Raw genomic sequence first — 17,692 nt, forward strand, 5'->3', positions numbered from 1 at the left:
GCCCGCGCTCCGGCCGCCGCCCATACTGGAGGGCATGGCAGCGCGCAGGACGAGGACGACGAAGGCACCGGACGGCATACGCGAGCAGGTGGGCGGGGGTCTCGCCGAGCTCGTGCCGGACCGGGACCGGCCGCGGGGCTGGTCGCTGCTGATCGACGGGGCACCGCAGTCGCACGTCGACCTCGACGACCCGGAGCACCTGGACTTCTCGTACCAGCGCAGGCTCGGCCACGTCGTCGACCTCGCCGCGCCGCCCGGACGGCCGTTGCGGGTACTGCACCTCGGCGGTGGCGCGCTGACCCTGGCCCGCTACACCGCGGCGACCCGGCCCCGCTCGACGCAGCAGGTGGTGGAGCTGGACACCGCGCTGGTCGAGCTGGTGCGCCGGGAGCTGCCCTGGGACCGCACCTGGCGCATCAAGGTGCGCGGCGGCGACGCCCGCGAGGGCCTGGCCAAGGTCCCGGAGGCCTGGGCGGACCTGGTGATCACGGACGTCTTCGGCGGGGCCCGCACCCCCGCCCACCTGACCAGCACGGAGTTCCTGGCGCAGGTGCGGCACGCGCTGGCGCCCGGCGGGGTGTACGCCGCCAATGTGGCGGACGGCGGACGGCTGGAGTTCCTGCGGGCGCAGATAGCGACGGTGCGGGCGTCCTTCCCGCACGCGTGCCTGGCGGCGGATCCGGCCGTGCTGCGGGGCCGGCGCTTCGGCAACGTCATCCTGGTGGCCGCGGACGGCGAGCTGCCCGTCGCGGAGTTCACCCGGCGGGTGGCCTCGGACCCGCATCCGGGGCGGGTCGAGCACGGCCGGGAACTGGACGCCTTCGCGGGCGGCGCGGCGGCGGTCACGGACGCCACGGCGGCGGCCTCCCCCGTTCCCCCGGAGTCGGTGTTCCGCTAGGCCGTGCCGGACGGCGTTAGCCCCCGGTGTTCTGTGCCTTGTAGGTGTCGACCGTGGGCGGGTGCCCGTTCCAGGTGCAGAAGAGCGAGGAGGTCGTGGTGGCCGACACGAAGTCGACCCGGATCCACTCCGGTTGCTTCCAGACCTTCATCTCCCAGCCGGGGTCGGGCGTCGCCGAGACCAGGGTCGCGGAGGTCTCGCCGAGGTCGAGCACGACCCGTCCGCCCTCGACCGTGTAGCCGTGCACGTTGCCGGTGTCGGCGGAGGAGGTCGTGGCGGGGGTGGCCGAACCGGGCGGGCGGCTCGGGGCGTTGGAGGGGGTGCGCGGCGTGGCCCGCGCGGACCGGTCCGGGCCGGCCGTGGACCTGGGCCCGGCGGGGCGGTGGGTGGCACTGCCGTCCGGGGACGGGGTGGGCGCGGGGGCGGGGACCTCGTCGGAGACGGGCTCGGAGATCGGCAGCGCCCTGGGCGGGTCGTAGGCCGTACCGGCCAGGACGTGGTGGACGCCGAACCACGACAGTGCGACGGCGGCGCTCGTGGCGAGCGTCCACGCTCCGGCGTGCGCCAGTCCTTTTCGCATCCGCCCATAGTGCCGGACGCACCCCCGGACCGGAGCCGGGGGTTGCGCTTCCCGTTCTGACGTGCTCGCGCCCACCCGGCCACCCCTGATGGGCTAAGTTGCGGGCCATGGCAAGTGTGCTCGTGGTCGAGGACGACCAGTTCGTGCGCTCCGCCCTCATCCGGCACCTCACCGAGGCCGCGCACACGGTACGCAGCGTGGGCACGGCCCTGGAGGCGCTGCGGGAGGTCGCGCAGGTCGGCTTCGACGTGGTGATCCTGGACCTCGGCCTGCCGGACCTGGACGGGGCCGAGGCGCTGAAGATGCTGCGCGGCATCACCGACGTGCCGGTGATCATCGCCACGGCGCGGGACGACGAGTCGGAGATCGTCCGGCTGCTCAACGCGGGCGCCGACGACTACCTCGTCAAGCCGTTCTCGGTCGAGCACCTGTCGGCACGCATGGCGGCGGTGCTTCGCCGCTCCCGCACCCACGAGGCGGACCGGGTACTGCGGGTGGGCGGGCTGCAGATCGACGTCCTGCGCCGTCAGGCCGTCCTGGACGGTACGCCGCTGGACCTGACCCGCCGTGAGTTCGACCTGCTGTCCTTCCTGGCGGCCCGGCCGGGCGTGGTGGTGGCGCGGCGCGAGCTGCTGTCGGAGGTGTGGCAGCAGTCGTACGGGGACGACCAGACCATCGACGTCCATCTGTCGTGGCTGCGCCGCAAGCTGGGCGAGACGGCGGCCCGGCCGCGCTACCTGCACACGCTGCGCGGGGTGGGAGTGAAGCTGGAGCCACCCCGGTGAGGTGGGCGCTGGTCAAGGTCTGCGTCGCGGTGACGGCCATGGTCGTCGTCGCCTTCGCGGTGCCGCTGGCGCTCACCGTCAAGGAGATGGCCCGGGACCGGGCGATCGGCAACGCGGAACGGCAGGCCGCGGCGATAGGGCCGGCCCTGGCGATCACCACCGACCGCACCCAGCTGGAGCGGGCGGTGGCCTCCACGCAGGCGGGCGCCGACGGGCGCATCGCCGTACGGGTGCCGGCGACGGAGGCCACGGCCGGAGTGGAGATCGGCGACCCGCACGCACCGGACGCCGACCTGGACCGGGCCTCGCGACTGGGCCGGGCCTCCACCGTCCCGGTGGCCGGGGGCTACGCCCTGCTGCAGCCGACCGCGGTGAGCTCGGGCTCGGTGGCGGTGGTCGAGGTGTTCGTGCCGGACGGCGAGGTCAGCCGCGGGGTCACCGCCGCCTGGGCGGTGCTGGCGCTGGTCGGAGTGGGCCTGATCGTCGGCGCGGTGGCCGTGGCGGACCGGCTGGGCACCCGCATGGTGCGCCCGGCCAAGCGTCTCGCGGAGGCCGCGCACGGCCTGGGGCGCGGGGACCTGACGGTACGCGTCCCGGAGGACGGCCCGGCCGAACTGCGCTCCGCCGCCGTCGCGTTCAACGCGATGGCGGACCAGGTGGTCCAACTGCTCGCCAACGAGCGGGAACTGGCCGCCGACCTGTCGCACCGGCTGCGCACCCCGCTGACCGTGCTGCGGCTCAACGCCGCCTCGCTCGGCGACGGCCCGGCCGGGGAGCAGACCCGGCACGCGGTGGCCCAGCTGGAGCGCGAGGTGGACCAGATCATCCGCACCGCCCGTGCCCAGCAGGCGCAGAGCCAGCCGGTCGCGGTGGGCTGCGACGCGGCCGAGGTGATCAGGGAGCGGATGGCCTTCTGGTCGGCGCTCGCCGAGGACCAGGGACGCGAGGTGAGCACCGCCGGCGTCGAACGCCCGGTACGGGTGCCGGTGGCCCGGGCCGACCTGGTGGCCTCGCTGGACGCCATGCTCGGCAACGTCTTCCGGCACACCCCCGAGGGCACGGCCTTCGCGGTGGACGTGCACAGCAGCCAGGACGCGGTGATCGTGCTGGTCTCCGACGCGGGCCCCGGCATCAAGGACCCGGCGGCCGCGATGCGACGCGGCCAGGGCGCGGGCGGAGAGGGTTCGACGGGGCTCGGGCTGGACATCGTCCGGCGCCTCGCGGAATCCACCGGGGGCGACGTGCGTCTGGGTTCCTCGGTGCTGGGAGGCGCGGAGATCCGGGTGTGGATCGCGCTGCGTCCGCTCGCGACGGGCGGGAAGCGCAACCACCGGGTGGTGCGCCGCCGCCGGCTGAAGCGACCCGCCGCGGCCACGGAGGCCTGAACCCCCGAACGGCCCCGACGGCTCCACGCCCCTGGAACCCGGCCGGACCCGCCCGGCCGGATCCCGCGACCGCCGGGTCACCCCCAGTAGACGTCGCAGTAGTCGTAATAGACGTAGTAGGCGTCCTCCCCGGCGTAGCAGTAGTCGTCGGTGACGTAGCCGTGCGCGGCGCCGGCCGGTGCCGACGCCGATGCCGGAGCCGACGCCGGGGCCGGAGCCGACGCCGGAGCCGCGAACGCGGTGGCGGGGATCAGCGCCCCTCCCGCGGCCAGGGCCGCGGAGGCGGTGAGCAGCAGCAGGCGCCGGGTACGAGGTGTGCGAGTCATGGGAGGTCTCCTTCGGTGGGAAGTCGCGGTGAGGGGAGCGGGCCGGACGGTCCCGCCCGGACGGCTCCCCCGGGTCGCGCGCTCTGCGCGAACCCGTATCTCCATTGACCCCGGCCCGCCGTACCGCGTCACCTCCCGGATTTTCGGGGCTTGACATGCGACGACCCCGCCGACCGGGCACCGGGCCGTCACAGAGGTCTGAACCATTAACCGGCCCCGATGGCTCCCTTAAGCGCGCCATAAGAAATCGAACGTCCGCGCAGCTCTGGGCATTTGTCTGAATCGGCACCACTAGCGTGCCACTCCATGAGGAACTCACATCGTCGTCGTCCCACCCGCAAGGTCGCCCTCCTCGGGGGTCTGACCGCGGGCGCGGTCCTCGCGGCCGGGGCCTTCGCGCTCGCGGGCTCGGCGCAGGCGGCGACCGTCGGCGCCGCGTACAGCAGGACCAGTGACTGGAGCACCGGGTACACCGCGCGGTACGAGATCAGCAATTCCTCGAGCGCGACGCTCTCCGGCTGGAAACTGACGTTCGACCTGCCCGCGGGCACGGGCATCAGCTCACTCTGGAACGCCGCCTACACGGTGTCCGGGCGGCACGTCACCGTGCGCCCGGCAAGCTGGAACAGGGACATCGCCGCGGGGAAGGCGGCCGAGGTCGGCTTCGTGACGAAGTCCGCGGCGAAGGCGGGCGACCCGGTCAACTGCCGGATCAACGGCGTGAAGTGCTCCGTCGACGACGGCGTGACCGCCTCCCCCGCCGGGCGCCCCACCGCCACAGCGAGCCCGGCGCCCACCGCCACCCCCACCAAGACGTCGTCGCCTACGCCCACCGCGACCCCGACCGCGACCCCCACCGCCACCCCGACCGTCACCGCGAGCCCCACCTCGGGCACCGGCTCGCCGTCCTCCGCCGGGTTCGCGCCGTACGTCGACACCTCGCTCCACCCGGCCTTCGACCTGCTCGCCCACTCCCGGGCGACCGGCGTCAAGCAGTACAACCTGGCGTTCGTCACCGACGGCGGCGGCTGCACGCCCAAGTGGGGCGGGGTGAGCGACCTGGCGAACGACGCCGTCGCGGCACAGATAGGCGACCTGCGCAAGGCCGGTGGTGACGTCCGGGTCTCCTTCGGCGGCGCGTCCGGCTCGGAGCTGGCGACGACCTGCTCCTCGGTCTCCGCGCTGGCCTCGGCGTACGCCAGGGTCGTCGACACCTACAAGCTCACCCAGGTGGACTTCGACGTCGAGGGCGGCGCGATCGCCGACACGGCCGCCAACACCCGCCGGGCGCAGGCCATCGCGCAGCTCCAGGCGAGCCACCGCGGCCTGGAGGTCTCCTACACCCTGCCGGTGATGCCGACCGGCCTCACCCAGGACGGTGTCGGCCTGCTCGCCGACGCCAGGGCCCGCGGTGTGCGGATCGCCGCGGTCAACATCATGGCGATGGACTACGGCGCCTCCTTCAGCGGCGACATGGGCGGCTACGCGATCGAGGCCGCCACCGCCACCCAGGGACAACTGAAGGGCGTGCTCGGGCTGTCGGACGCCGCCGCCTGGAAGACCGTCGCGGTCACTCCGATGATCGGCGTGAACGACGTGGCCTCCGAGGTCTTCGGGGTCGACGACGCGACGCAACTGGTGACCTTCGCCCGGTCCAAGGGCCTGGGCCGGCTGTCGATGTGGTCGGGCGCGCGCGACAAGCAGTGCGCCGGGGGCGCCAAGAACGTCGCGGACCCCACCTGCAGTTCGGTGCTCCAGGAGGCGGGCGCCTTCTCCAAGGCCTTCGCGGCCTACGGCCGCTGAGGCCGCACACGACCATCCCCGCTCCCCCCACACGGGCGCCCCGGCCGGCAGTTCAGCACCACCGCCCCGGCCGGGGCGCTCCCGTGTGCGCGCCGCGCTCAGCCGGGGAGCAGACCGTCCAGAAGCGCGGACAGCCCGGCCTCGTACTGCGCGCGGCCGGACTGCTGGGCCACGACGAGTTCGGGAGCCAGCCCCACGAGCGAGGGGTAGCGCTCCGGCGGCAGGTCGGCGAGCCGGCTGCGGATCCTCTCGCGCAGCCCGGCCTCCGCCTCCTCGCACTCCGCGCGTTTGCGGCGGACCACCCACAGGGCGGCGCCGACCGTGTACTGCATCAGCGCCACCTGGGCGCGCGCGGCGGCGGACGGGTCGAGTCCCGCCGTGATCAGCAGGCAGAGCATGCGGTCGATGACGGCGATGGCCTCGTCGCCGCGGAGCGGGCGGCTCGTGAGCAACTGGAGCGCGGAGGGATGCTCACTGAAAAGCCGGTACACACCGACACAGAGTTCAATAAGCTGCTCGCGCGGTGCGCCGGGGCCGGAGGGCAGCTCGATCTCGCCGAGCAGCCGTTCGTTGACCGCGTCGATGATCTCGTCCTTGCCCTTGAAGTGGGAGTAGACGGCCATGGTGCCGACGCCGAGTTCCTGGGCGAGCGCACGCATGGTGAAGGCCTCGGGCCCGTGGCGGTCGAGGAGCGCGACGGCGGCGTCGAGGACGCGGTCCGGGTTCAGGGTGTTGCGGGGGACGCGGCGCCGTGGGGAGCGGGCCGGCGGGGTGACAGTCATGAGGGATGCGTGTCCGGTCGGGGGGAATCGTGGGCGAGCGGTCGGCAGGTTGAGCGGTTTTCTTGATTCTCCCGCGTCAACGGGCAACCCGGGGAGGTGGCGGGGCGTCTTTTCGCACGTCTTCCCGAGCACAGCTATGTGAATCCAGGACGAATCGGGGGTGTAGGGAATAGGCGGGGGCGGTGCCCGGGTTGGTTAGCGTACGTCGTACGGTAGACCGATGTGACTCTCACAGGGAGAGATGGGGGGAGAACGGCCGGATGACCATGAGCATCACCGCCCCGCGGGCGTCCGCCTACCGGGGCGGGCTCCGCTGGTGGACCGAGCTGCCGCTGATCGCGGTGGTCTACGGCCTCTACACCGCGGGCCGCCTCCTCGTACGCGGCGACGTCGGCCGGGCAGTCGACCACGGCATCGCCATACTCCACCTGGAAAGCGCGCTCAGCCTCGACCCCGAGCGCTGGCTCAACTCCCTCTTCAGCCGCTACCGGGCGCTCGGTGTTCCCGCCGACTTCTGGTACGCCTCGCTCCACTACCTGGTCACCCCCGTGGTGCTGGTCTGGCTGTGGCGCCGGCGGCCGACCGTCTACCGCCTGGCCCGCACCTGGCTGCTGGTGTCCACCCTCATCGGGCTGATCGGCTTCACGCTGATGCCCACCGCCCCGCCACGGCTGCTGGCCGCGGGCCACGGCTTCGTCGACACCATGGCGCAGTACGGCTCGTACGGCTGGTGGGGCGCCGAGGCGAGCGCGCCGCGCGGACTGGGCGGGATGACCAACCAGTACGCGGCGATGCCGAGTCTGCACGTCGGCTGGTCCCTGTGGTGCGGCATCATGCTCTGGCGCCACGGACGCACGTCCTTCGTCCGCGCCCTGGGCGTCCTGTACCCCCTCGGCACGACCCTCGTGGTCATGGGCACCGCCAACCACTACCTGCTGGACGCCCTGGCCGGCGTCGCCGTGATGGGCGTCGGACTCCTGCTGGCACGCCCCGCGCTGCGTGTGGTGGACCTCATACGGGACGCCGCGCGGACCCGGTTCGCGACACCGCGGCCCGCCTCCTCCACGGTCGTCGCGACCTCCCGCGACGTCGTCCCGGCCGACGTGGGGATCCTGCCGGGGCCGGCGGTCGAACCACGGCGCTGACGCCCCGGCCGGGCCTCGGACCGGCGGCGTCCGCATTGTGGCCCGCGTTGTCGGTGGGGGGTGCGAGACTTGCGCGGGTGAGCACTACGCACGATCTGCGAGAGCGACTGACCGCGCTGCGCGGCCCGACGACCGTGCCGCGCCCGATGGACGCGCGCGCCCTGGCGGCGCTCGCCGCGAACCCCGGGTGCCGGCGCCGGGCGCTGATGGACGCCGCCGGGGTGGACAAGGCGGCGGTGGCGCGCGTGCTGGGCAACCCCGCGCCCTTCGGGCAGTCGCAGTTCGCCTTCGTACGGGGCCATGCCTTCGAGGCCAGGGTGAAGGCCGGGGGCTGCGCCGAACTGCTGCGCCTGCTGGGCGCGCCCGAGGGCACGGAGGCCGTGCTGCCGGACCTGTCCGCGCCGGGCCCCGAGGGCCGGGTCGCCCGTACCCGCCTCGCGCTCAAGGAGGCGACGGCGGCCGGCCGGTGGACCCTGCTCGACCACCCCCTGCTCGTGCTCGAGGTCGCGGACTCACCCGTCCACCTCGAGCCGGACGCCATCGCGGTGCGGCCGGACGGCTCGTGGACGGTGGTGGAGGTCAAGTCCTTCCCGATCCTGGACGGTTCCGCGGACGCCGTGAAGGTCGGCGCGGCGGCCCGCCAGGCCGCGGTGTACGTCCTGGCGCTGGAGCGGCTGGGGTTCGGCAGCCCGGAGCACCGAGTGCTGCTGGTGTGCCCCAAGGACTTCTCCAACCTGCCCGCCGCCGAGTTCGTCGACGTCCGCAAGCAACTGTCGGTCACCCGGCGGCAGCTGACCCGGCTGACGCGGATCGAGGAGATCGCCGCCGCCCTGCCCGAGGGCACGACCTTCGACCTGCGGCTCGCCGACGACGGACGGACGGCGACCCGCCCCGCCGCGGAGCTCTCCGACGCGGTGGACCGGCTGCCCGCGGCCTACGCGCCCGAGTGCCTGGCCAGTTGCGAGCTGTCCTTCCACTGCCGCGAACAGGCCCGGGCCTGCGGCGCGGTGGAGGTCCTCGGCCGCGGCGTGCGCGGTGAACTGGGCGCGCTGACCGAGGTGGAGCAGGTGCTGGCGGCCGCGCTGGGCACCGAGGGCGATCCCGACGATCCCGCGGTCGCCGCGCTGCGGCGGGCGCAGGCCCTGCGGGCGGAGGCGCTGGGATGTCGCTGATCTCCGTGCTGGCCCGGGCGGAGGCCATGGCGACCGGCCGGGCGACCCCGCTCGCGACGGTGCGCCACCGCCATCTCTCGGACCGCCCGCTGGTCCTCGTCCCGCTGACCACCGCGGGCGAGGTGGGCGCCCCGCTGGGCGCCCTGGTCGGCACGGACCGGGACGCACCCCGGCTGCTGGCGGTGCCGCAGCCGCGCGACCGCGACCTGCGCTTCGCGTTCCTGGCCGAGCTGGCGCAGGTCGTGCTGCCCTACCTGGAGTCCTACGCGGACGACACGGAGACCGAGCCGGCGACCCGCAACCGGGAAGAGTCGGAGGTCTGCGCCGACGCGCCCCAGATCGTGGTCGCGAACACCCCCGCGGTGGAGTACGTGCGCCTGCTCGGCCGCTCCACCCGCTTCCGCCGCACCGCCGAGGACGACCCCGACGAGCCGCATCCGGTGCCGGCCCGGGTGCCGCTGCTCGGCCGCTGGCTCACCCACTACGGGGAACGCGCCCGCACCCCCGGCTCCGCGCTGCTGCTGTCCGCGACCGAACTCCTCTCCCGGCACTGGGCGACCGGCCAGAGCAACCTCGAGGACCAGCACCTGGGCGCCCTGCTGGCCTGGATCGAGCCTCCGGAGGGCGCGACGGGCATCGAGGCGGCCCGCCGCGCGGAGACCCACCGCGGCCCGGACGGCCTGCTGGTGTGCCCGCCCGCGGGTCCCGCGACCGACCCGGTCTTCGACAACACGGTGCTCGCCCCGGCCACCGTCCGCTACGACGCCGGGGTCACCGGTGCCGGGGAGGAGATCTCCCGCCTGCTGGCCGCCCAGATGCGCCCCACCTGGGACGCGGTGTGGCGGTCGCTGGACCTGCTGCGCGAACTGCCCGAGGGCGGTCACGTCGCGGACCGCTGGAAGCGCGACCGCTGGTCGTACACCTCCCACCGGGACCGGGTGCGCGCCGGGGAGCCGCCGCAGCCCCGCCGCGACGACGCCGTGTCGGCGGCCCAGAAGCTCGCCGGCCGGGAGACGGCGCAGGTGCGGCTGGAGGCCCAGGAGGCACTGGACGACCCGCTGGTGATGGCCGGGCGGCGGCTCGCCGGGGAGGCCTTCGCGGGCCGGGTGGACCGGGTGGAGATGGCGATGAGCGAGGGCAAGGTGCCCAAGCCGCGTCCCCTGGTGACGGTCCTCACACAGGACCGGCCGCATCTGGACGAGGACGCGAAGCTCTACCGCGCGCTGCCGGACGGCCGTACCCAGCAGGCCCGGTTCGTGGAATGGGCCGGGCCCGGGGCACTGCTCCTGCGGGTGGTCAACGGCATGGGCCGCGGCAAGGCCCCCGATCCCGGCACGGTGCCGGAGGAGGGGGACGAGGTGTGCTGGACGTTGTTCGAGCACGCGCCGCGCGGCGGCGCCGGGCTGCCGGAACCGGAGGACACCCCCTGGACCCACGGCGGGCCCCCGGGCGCCGCCGCCGGCACGACCGCGGTCGCGGCCGTCGTCCCCGCCGCCGAGAGCCCCGACCCCGCGACCACGGAGGACTATCTGTGAGCCCGGTGAGCGACGCCGCCCAGGCGGCCGGCACCGCGACCGAGCGGATCCTGCACGACACCCTGCACGGCACGCACCGCGGCGTCGTCGTGGACTCACCGCCCGGCGCGGGCAAGTCCACGCTGGTGGTGCGCGCCGCGCAGGAGCTGGTCGCGGCCGGCGAGTCCCTGATGGTGGTCGCCCAGACCAACGCGCAGGTGGACGACCTGGTGGACCGGCTGGCCACCGCCGACCCCGGGCTGCCGATCGGCCGCCTGCACGGCAGCGACTCGCCCCCGGACCCAGTGCTCGACCGCCACGAGGCGGTGCTGAAGTCGGCCAAGGCCGCCGACCTCGCCGGGGCCAAGGTGGTGATCGCCACCGCCGCGAAGTGGGCCTTCGTGAAGGACACCGAGCCCTGGCGGCACGCCATCGTCGACGAGGCATACCAGATGCGCTCGGACGCGCTGCTGCAGGTGGCGGGCTTGTTCGAGCGGGCGCTGTTCGTCGGCGACCCCGGCCAGCTGGACCCGTTCAGCGTGGTCGGCGCCGAGCAGTGGGCGGGGCTGAGCTACGACCCGTCGTCCAGCGCGGTGGTCACCCTGCTGGCCCACAACCCGGGGCTGCCGCAGCACCGGCTGCCGGTGTCCTGGCGGCTGCCGGCCTCCGCCGCGCCGCTGGTCTCGGACGCCTTCTACCCGTACACCCCCTTCCGCAGCGGAACCGGCCACGGGGACCGGCGGCTCACCTTCGGCGTGCCCGGTGACGGCTCGGGCCCGGACCGGGTGGTGGACGAGGCCGCGGCCTCGGGCTGGGGGCTGCTGGAGCTGCCCGCACGGCGCACCCCGCGGACCGACCCCGAGGCGGTGCGCGCGGTCGCGCTGGTCGTCCGGCGGCTGCTGGACCGCGGCGGCGTGGCGGTCTCCGAGCGGGGCACCGCCCCGGTGGGCCCGGACCGGATCGCCGTGGGCACCGCCCACCGCGACCAGGCGGCGGCGGTCCGCGCGGCGCTGGCCGGCCTGGGTGTGACCGGGGTCACCGTGGACACCGCCAACCGGCTGCAGGGCCGGGAGTTCGACGTCACCGTGGTGCTGCACCCGCTGTCGGGACGTCCCGACGCCACCGCGTTCCACCTGGAGACCGGGCGGCTGTGCGTGCTGGCCTCGCGCCACCGGCACGCGTGCATCGTGGTGTGCCGGGCGGGCGTCTCGGAGCTCCTGGACGAGCACCCCTCGACGGAGCCGGTGCAGCTCGGCGTGACCGTGAAGTTCCCGGACGGCTGGGAGGCCAACCACGCCGTGCTGGCACACCTGTCCGAGCACCGCGTGACCTGGCGGCCGTAGCGCGCCCGCCGTGCGCCCCGGGCACTCTTGCGCGGGGCGGGACAATGGAAGGCGCTGACGATCCTGGAGGTACGTTCATGTCCGAGCCGCAGTCGGCTCACAGCGCGGCGGGCAAGCAGCCCGTCCCGCGCCTGAAACCCGCCCAGCTGCTGTTCGAGCCCGCCGCGCTGGCCGAGGACGAGGAGCACTTCTTCGACCTGGAGTCCATCGAGGACCCCCGGCAGCTCCTGGCCCGTGCGTCGGAGCTCGCCCTCGCCTTCCGCGCGGCCGCGGACCGGGCGACGGAGTTCCAGGCCATGGCCGCCGCGCAGCTCGCCGACCCCAAGCGTTTCGACCGGCTGACCCCCGCCGCCATCGCGGAGCAGGCGGGCTGGTCCGAGGACTACGCGAAGCGGATGATCGAGTTCGGCGAGGGCCTGATGCACGGCGGGGACGCGGCCCTGTCCTGACGGCGCACCTGGCATATGCGTGCGGGGCACCGTACCCGACGCGCGGCGGGTGTGTCCGGCCTTCGGACGATGTCGTGTAGCGAAACGTTCACTCACGGTAGTTGTATGGGTCATGAGTGATTGGCAGTGGCACACATGGCCGGGGGGCGTGCCGGAGTCCGCCTCCCACCCATATCCGTATGCGCAGTACCCCACCCCCGACGGGGCCGACTGGCTCGCCTCCGCCAGCGCGTTCCCGCGCAGCGTGCGGGCGCTGTGGTCCGCGCGGCCCACGGCGCCCAGCGTGCTGCCCTGCGGGACGGCCTTCGACGCGGTGAACCTGCCGGCCCTGTTCGGGCGCCGGGTCCTGGAGCATCTGTGGTCCGCGGGCCCGGGCTCCGGCCCGGCCGCCGTACTGCGCGGACGGCTGCTGCTGCTCGCCGAGCCGGGCACCGCCGCACGTCTCCCCTCGCTGCTGGCCTGGGAGGAGTGGCGGCCGACGGTGCCGCCGGTGCTCTGCCACGGCGCAGGGGACTCGGTGGCGCTGCCCCCGCCGTACGGGGACACCGGCCACGGACGTTCCCGCTGGCTGGTGGCCCCCGACACGCGCCGTCCCTGGCTCCCCGGGGCCGACGTCCTGCTGTGGGCCTGCGTCCGGGCGGCCCGCGCGGAGGCCGGTTGATTATCGATTTTCACCCGCCCGCAAGCGGATGCTAATGTCTACGACGTCAGCGAGCGCCGCTAGCTCAACTGGCAGAGCAGCTGACTCTTAATCAGCGGGTTCGGGGTTCGAGTCCCTGGCGGCGCACTCACGGCACAGCCGTTGACCTGGGCGCTCTCCCATCGGGAGGGCGCCTTTCGTCATGTCGGGACCGCGGGCCTACGGCCCGTCCCACAGCGGGCGCGAGGTGGTGATCCGCACCGTCCAGCCCTCGTCCTCAGGGTCCCGGCTGAGGACCTCGACGGTGAGACCGCGGGCGCGGTCGGTGAAGCGTCCGCCCGAGGAGAACGGGGCGTCGTTGAGCGCGTTGAAGGTGGCGCTGCTGTACTCGCAGGCGGTGGTGCGCGGGTGGGCGTCCTCGACGGTGACGGGTCCGTGCCCCGAGTCGACGTCGGTGCGCACCTGGTAGACCAGCACTCCCTCGCGGCAGGCCTCGTTGTCGTTGCCGCGTGCGGCGCGCGCCTCGACCACGTACGCCCGGGTCCGGCCGAGGGGGATGACGGCCGCCTTGCGGCCGCCGGGCACCTCGACCGGCGTGAGGTGCACCGAACGGGCGCCCGGATCGCGGACGCAGACGACCTGCCAGTCGTCGAGCCAGCCCAGCCGCCATTTGTGCCAGGCGAAGAAGTCGCCCTGCAGCCCCCAGTCCAGCGACATGCTGTCCCACTGGCCCGCGAGGGTGTCGGTGTGCCCGAAGTCCTCGACGGAGTACAGGTCGGGCAGCCCGAAGGCGTGGCCGTTCTCGTGGCTGAGCACCCGTGCGCCGGACTGGTCGTGGCCGTAGACCAGGGAGACCCGGTCCAGGCTCGTGCCGTCGTCGGTGGTGGCGGCCGAGGCGCCGGTCCAGGTCACCGAGAGGACGGCCTGTTCGGCGGGCGGCCCGGCGTTGGGCGTCACCAGGACGTTGACGAGGTCGTACCCGGAGAAGTCGATCTTCCGGTCGGCGACGCGCAGCAGGTCCCGCATCATGGCCGTGTGCGTGCGCCAGCCGTAGCCGCGCCCTATCCCGTACGAGTGGAACGGCCGCGGCATGCGGATGTAGCGCAGCACCGGCGTGGAGACGTAGCGCAGCTTCCCGTACGAGGCGCGGTAGAACCAGTGCCGCACGGCCGGGAAGAACTCGCTGTAGCGCTCGGCGGCGCTGTACGGGGCCTGCTTGTCGGGAAAGTCGACGAGCAGGGTGAGCGCCCGTACCTCGCCGGTGGCGCGGGCGAACTCACGGCCGTCCGCGCCGCCGAAGCCCTCGGACATCGTGACGCCCGGCGCGGCGCGCAGCGCGCAGGGGCGGTCGGCCGGCGGGGCCGCGGCGGGCGCGCCCTCGGTCACGGCGGTGCTGCCGGCCGCGAAGAGGAGCACCGAGGCCAGGACCGCGAGCGCCCGGGGACCGCGCATCGCCTCAGCCCTGGGTGACCTGGACGGTCCAGGATCCGTCGGAGTGGCGGTCGGCGACGTGGACGCGGGCCGAACGGCCGAGCGCGTACGTCTCCCCCGTCCGCATCGGCGCGTCGGCGAGCGGCGGGTACACCGAGGACTCCCGGCAGCCGTCGCTGCCCGGGTGGGCGTCGACGACGTCGACGGGACCGTCACCCGACGACAGGTCGGCCCGGACGCGGTACATCAGCACGCCCTGGCTGCAGGCGAGGCGGTCGTTGCCGTAGGCGGCTCGGGCCTCGATGGCGACGACGCCCTCCAGGCCCGCGGGCAGCACCAGCAGCTTGGTGCCGCCGGGCCGCTCCACGGGGCTCAGGCGGAAGGTGTGCGTGCCGCCCTCGGTGACGCAGCGGACCTGCGAGGGCCGGAGCCAGCCCAGTTTCCACTTGTGCCAGGCGAAGAAGTCCGGAGCCAGCCCGAACTGACTGCCCATGAGGTCCCAGTCGCCGACGTGGGTGTCCCAGTCGGCGTTGCTGCCCGCGGGCGGCCGGTAGTAGAGGTCGGGCAGGTCGAAGGCGTGCCCGGTCTCGTGGGCGAGCACGTTGATGTCCGGCGGGTGCCCCTCGAAGACGGTGACGAAGCGGTGCAGGTCCGCGCCGTCGACCCGGACCGGCCGGCCCAGGTTGACCACCTTGGTGGCGTCCGGGTCGACGCCCGGCGCGTCGGGGTCGGCGACCAGGTAGACGACCCCGTACCGGGAGAAGTCCACCTGCCCGTCGGCCGCGACCACGGCGTCCCGCAGGTAGCGGGCGCGCAGGGCGGGGCTCCAGTCCCGGCCGATGCCGTACGCGGTGGAGGGCGCGGGCATGCGCAGCCAGTACGGCAGGAGGCGCGGCCGCAGCCGGAAGGTGCCGTAGGAGGCGCGGGCGAAGAAGTCGGTGGTGGCGGGGAAGTGATCGGCCGCCAGTTCGCCCGGGCTGATGGTGGGGGCGGCGTCGGGGAACGCCAGGAACACCATCAGCGCGTCAACGTCGCCACGGGCCCGCGGGTAGGCGGGGTTCCAGGCGCTGACGCCCTCGGAGTGGTGGGCCCGGGTCCGCTGCAGGGCGCACAGCGAGGAGTCAGAACCCCCGGCCGCGGGGCCGGTGACCAGCGTCCACGCGACGACGGCCGCGAAGACGCTGACGGCGGCGATGGCCGCCCGGATCCCGTCGGGGGCATGCCCGCGGACGCTCCGGCGGAACCGCCGATGCGCACGTATGGGTAGCCCTGACAGCGGCACGTGGACCTCCCGTACGGGGTCGGGACACCCACATCACGCTGCTACGGTTTGCTATGTTTTGCCCCGTTGTGCTGCGCCGCCCGGGTTACCGTCCGATCACTACAGTGCGTAATGAGTGACGAAAACCGATCAATGGAATTCAGCAGCCACCCACAAATGATCAAGATCGCATCCCGCGTGCCGAGAATCACCACGACGGCGGTGGCCGCGGCAATTCCCCAACGTCTATGATCGGCACATTTCCAGCATGAACGCCGCCTCTTGGCGGTCATTCGATTCCTCCACGACCACGTGTGCGAGACGACAGCTATGCGGGAGCCAGCGGTGGGCGGACCTTTGGGAAGCCCGGACCTCGAACCCGAGGCGACGGCCACGACGGTCACTCAGCGTCACGCTTCGGCCCCGGAACGGTCGGCCACGGAGGTGCGCGACTACCGCGCCGCCTTCAACGTCGCCCGGCTGCCAATGGCACTGGTCGACCCCGACGGCCGGGTGCGCGAGGCCAATCCGGCGCTCGGCGCGCTGCTCGGCGCGGACCCGGTGCTGCTCACCACCCGCACCGCGGCGGAGCTGGTCGGCCTCGCCGGCGCCGGCGGCGAGATGCCCCCGCTCGGGGAGAGCCCGGAGTACGCCGAGTACGAGGACGTGCTGACCGGACGGCGCGGGGAGTTGCGCCGCACCAGACCCGTACGGGGACCGGACGGGCGCACGGTCTGGGCCGAGGTCGTCGTGGTGCCCGTCCCCGGCGGCGCGCTGATGTCCGTGGAGGACCTGGGCGAGACCCGCGAACTGCGCGAGCAGCTACGCCACTTGCGGATGCACGACCCGGTCACCCGGCTCCCCAACCGGCAGTTGTTCTTCGAGCGCCTCGCCACGGCGCTGGAGGGCGCTGACAGCCGCACCGGCCGGATCGGCCTGTGCTACCTCGACCTCGACGGCTTCAAGGCCGTCAACGACACCCTCGGCCACCGGGTCGGCGACCGGCTGCTCAAAGCCGTCGCCGACCGGCTGTCGGACTGCGCCGCCCGCCTCGGGCGGAGCGGGACCCTCGTCGCCCGGCTGGGCGGCGACGAGTTCGCCGTCCTCGTCGAGGACTCCACCGGCACCGGGCAGGCCACCGGGCTCGCCGACTCCGTACTGACGGCGCTGCAACTGCCCTTCGACCTCGCAGGGCAGCGCCTGGCGGTCTCGGCGAGCATCGGCGTCGTCGAGCGCGAGGCCGCCGGGGCCACCGCCACGGGCATCATGCAGGCCGCCGACACCACGCTGTACTGGGCCAAGGCCGACGGCAAGGCCCGCTGGACGCTCTTCGACCCCGAGCGCAACGCCCACCGGATGACCAAGCAGGCGCTGTCCAGCACCCTGCGGCAGGCCGTGGAGCGCGGGGAGTTCGCCCTGGAGTACCAGCCGCTGGTGGAGCTCGGCACCGGCAGCCTGCGCGGGGTGGAGGCCCTGGTGCGCTGGGAGCACCCGCACTTCGGGCGGCTCGGGCCGAACCGGTTCATCCCGCTGGCGGAGGAGAACGGCTCCATCGTCCAGCTCGGCCGCTGGGTGCTCGCCGAATCGTGCCGCCAGGCCCGGCAGTGGCAGAAGGACTGGCCCGACGACCCGATCTTCGTCAGCGTCAACGTCGCCGTCCGCCAGGTCTGGGACTCCGACCTGGTCGCCGACGTCGCGGAGATCCTCGACGACACCGGGCTGCCGGCCGGGCTGCTGCAACTGGAGCTCACCGAGTCCGCGGTGATGGGCTCGGCCGGCCGGCCGCTGCAGGCACTGCACGCCCTCCAGGAGATGGGTGTGCGCATCGCCATCGACGACTTCGGCACCGGCTACTCCAACCTGGCCTACCTCAGCCGGCTGCCGGTCTCCGCGCTCAAGCTCGACGGCAGCTTCGTGCACGGCTTCCGCGACGGCCTGCACCCCAACCCGGCGGACGAGACGATCGTCGAGGCGCTGGTGCAGCTCGCCCACCGGCTCGGGCTGACCGTCACCGCCGAGTGCGTGGAGAACGCCGAGCAGGCGGAGCGGCTGCGCCGGATCGGCTGCGACACCGGGCAGGGGTGGCTGTACTCGCGGCCGGTGCCGGCCGAGGGGATCGCCGCGCTGCGCGGCCAGGGACCGGGGCCCGGGGAATAGCCGGAGCCGGTACCGGGTTGG

16 protein-coding genes and 1 tRNA gene are annotated in these 17,692 nt (G+C 74.0%); 12 read left to right on the forward strand and 5 right to left on the reverse strand.

Annotated features, from left to right (window positions below):
• The first annotated feature begins 34 nt into the window (after positions 1 to 34).
• Positions 35 to 898, forward strand: a complete 864-nt coding sequence (locus ACFW3D_RS03005) for a spermidine synthase (RefSeq protein WP_500500627.1) — start codon at positions 35 to 37, stop codon at positions 896 to 898.
• 16 nt (positions 899 to 914) lie between these two features.
• On the opposite strand, the gene ACFW3D_RS03010 is transcribed toward ACFW3D_RS03005, so the two are convergent.
• Positions 915 to 1,478: a hypothetical protein gene (locus ACFW3D_RS03010; protein ID WP_500500629.1), complete on the reverse strand. Its 564-nt coding sequence runs from the start codon at positions 1,476 to 1,478 to the stop codon at positions 915 to 917.
• A 107-nt stretch (positions 1,479 to 1,585) separates the two neighbouring features.
• Here ACFW3D_RS03010 and ACFW3D_RS03015 point away from each other — a divergent pair, with 107 nt between their 5' ends.
• Positions 1,586 to 2,263 (forward strand): response regulator transcription factor, encoded by a 678-nt coding sequence (locus tag ACFW3D_RS03015; RefSeq protein WP_500500631.1) that lies wholly within the window; start codon positions 1,586 to 1,588, stop codon positions 2,261 to 2,263.
• Positions 2,260 to 3,648 carry a HAMP domain-containing sensor histidine kinase gene (locus ACFW3D_RS03020; protein ID WP_500500633.1) on the forward strand — a complete coding sequence of 463 codons (1,389 nt, stop codon included), beginning with the start codon at positions 2,260 to 2,262 and terminating at the stop codon, positions 3,646 to 3,648. Before ACFW3D_RS03015 ends, ACFW3D_RS03020 begins: the two co-directional genes overlap by 4 nt.
• Before the next feature lie 77 nt (positions 3,649 to 3,725).
• Here the strand turns inward: ACFW3D_RS03020 and ACFW3D_RS03025 are convergent, their stop codons facing one another.
• Positions 3,726 to 3,974, reverse strand: a complete 249-nt coding sequence (locus tag ACFW3D_RS03025) for a hypothetical protein (RefSeq protein ID WP_500500635.1) — start codon at positions 3,972 to 3,974, stop codon at positions 3,726 to 3,728.
• A gap of 306 nt (positions 3,975 to 4,280) precedes the next feature.
• Here ACFW3D_RS03025 and ACFW3D_RS03030 point away from each other — a divergent pair, with 306 nt between their 5' ends.
• On the forward strand, positions 4,281 to 5,777 hold the full coding sequence (locus ACFW3D_RS03030) for a cellulose binding domain-containing protein (protein WP_500500637.1): 1,497 nt from the start codon (positions 4,281 to 4,283) through the stop codon (positions 5,775 to 5,777).
• A gap of 98 nt (positions 5,778 to 5,875) precedes the next feature.
• Here the strand turns inward: ACFW3D_RS03030 and ACFW3D_RS03035 are convergent, their stop codons facing one another.
• Positions 5,876 to 6,559 carry a TetR/AcrR family transcriptional regulator gene (locus ACFW3D_RS03035; RefSeq protein WP_500500639.1) on the reverse strand — a complete coding sequence of 228 codons (684 nt, stop codon included), beginning with the start codon at positions 6,557 to 6,559 and terminating at the stop codon, positions 5,876 to 5,878.
• A gap of 260 nt (positions 6,560 to 6,819) precedes the next feature.
• Here ACFW3D_RS03035 and ACFW3D_RS03040 point away from each other — a divergent pair, with 260 nt between their 5' ends.
• The 7 genes from ACFW3D_RS03040 to ACFW3D_RS03070 all read left to right on the forward strand — a co-directional run bounded on the left by ACFW3D_RS03040 (position 6,820) and on the right by ACFW3D_RS03070 (position 12,969).
• Positions 6,820 to 7,704, forward strand: a complete 885-nt coding sequence (locus tag ACFW3D_RS03040; RefSeq protein ID WP_500500641.1) for a phosphatase PAP2 family protein — start codon at positions 6,820 to 6,822, stop codon at positions 7,702 to 7,704.
• Positions 7,705 to 7,850: 146 nt separating this feature from the next.
• The gene (locus ACFW3D_RS03045; protein WP_500500726.1) at positions 7,851 to 8,876 is read left to right on the forward strand and encodes a hypothetical protein; all 1,026 of its coding nucleotides are present in this window, start codon (positions 7,851 to 7,853) and stop codon (positions 8,874 to 8,876) included.
• Complete coding sequence (locus tag ACFW3D_RS03050) at positions 8,867 to 10,411, forward strand: hypothetical protein (RefSeq protein ID WP_500500643.1); 1,545 nt, start codon at positions 8,867 to 8,869, stop codon at positions 10,409 to 10,411. Before ACFW3D_RS03045 ends, ACFW3D_RS03050 begins: the two co-directional genes overlap by 10 nt.
• Positions 10,408 to 11,733, forward strand: coding sequence for an AAA domain-containing protein (locus tag ACFW3D_RS03055; RefSeq protein ID WP_500500645.1), 1,326 nt, complete (start codon positions 10,408 to 10,410; stop codon positions 11,731 to 11,733). Before ACFW3D_RS03050 ends, ACFW3D_RS03055 begins: the two co-directional genes overlap by 4 nt.
• Before the next feature lie 77 nt (positions 11,734 to 11,810).
• Positions 11,811 to 12,182: a DUF8844 domain-containing protein gene (locus ACFW3D_RS03060; protein WP_500500646.1), complete on the forward strand. Its 372-nt coding sequence runs from the start codon at positions 11,811 to 11,813 to the stop codon at positions 12,180 to 12,182.
• Between the two features lie 112 nt (positions 12,183 to 12,294).
• Entirely contained in the window at positions 12,295 to 12,843 is a 549-nt protein-coding gene (locus ACFW3D_RS03065) for a bifunctional DNA primase/polymerase (protein ID WP_500500648.1), read from the forward strand.
• A gap of 53 nt (positions 12,844 to 12,896) precedes the next feature.
• Positions 12,897 to 12,969, forward strand: a tRNA-Lys gene (locus ACFW3D_RS03070).
• Positions 12,970 to 13,041: 72 nt separating this feature from the next.
• Here ACFW3D_RS03070 and ACFW3D_RS03075 read toward each other — a convergent pair.
• Together ACFW3D_RS03075 and ACFW3D_RS03080 are read right to left on the reverse strand one after the other, a co-directional pair.
• The gene (locus ACFW3D_RS03075; RefSeq protein ID WP_500500650.1) at positions 13,042 to 14,274 is read right to left on the reverse strand and encodes a M6 family metalloprotease domain-containing protein; all 1,233 of its coding nucleotides are present in this window, start codon (positions 14,272 to 14,274) and stop codon (positions 13,042 to 13,044) included.
• A 4-nt stretch (positions 14,275 to 14,278) separates the two neighbouring features.
• Entirely contained in the window at positions 14,279 to 15,535 is a 1,257-nt protein-coding gene (locus tag ACFW3D_RS03080) for a M6 family metalloprotease domain-containing protein (protein WP_500500652.1), read from the reverse strand.
• A gap of 309 nt (positions 15,536 to 15,844) precedes the next feature.
• On the opposite strand from ACFW3D_RS03080, the gene ACFW3D_RS03085 reads away from it, so the two are divergent.
• Positions 15,845 to 17,671, forward strand: a complete 1,827-nt coding sequence (locus ACFW3D_RS03085) for a putative bifunctional diguanylate cyclase/phosphodiesterase (RefSeq protein WP_500500654.1) — start codon at positions 15,845 to 15,847, stop codon at positions 17,669 to 17,671.
• Positions 17,672 to 17,692 lie beyond the last annotated feature (21 nt).

Source organism: Streptomyces sp. NPDC058864, assembly GCF_042742985.1.
Taxonomy (GTDB): Bacteria; Actinomycetota; Actinomycetes; order Streptomycetales; family Streptomycetaceae; genus Actinacidiphila.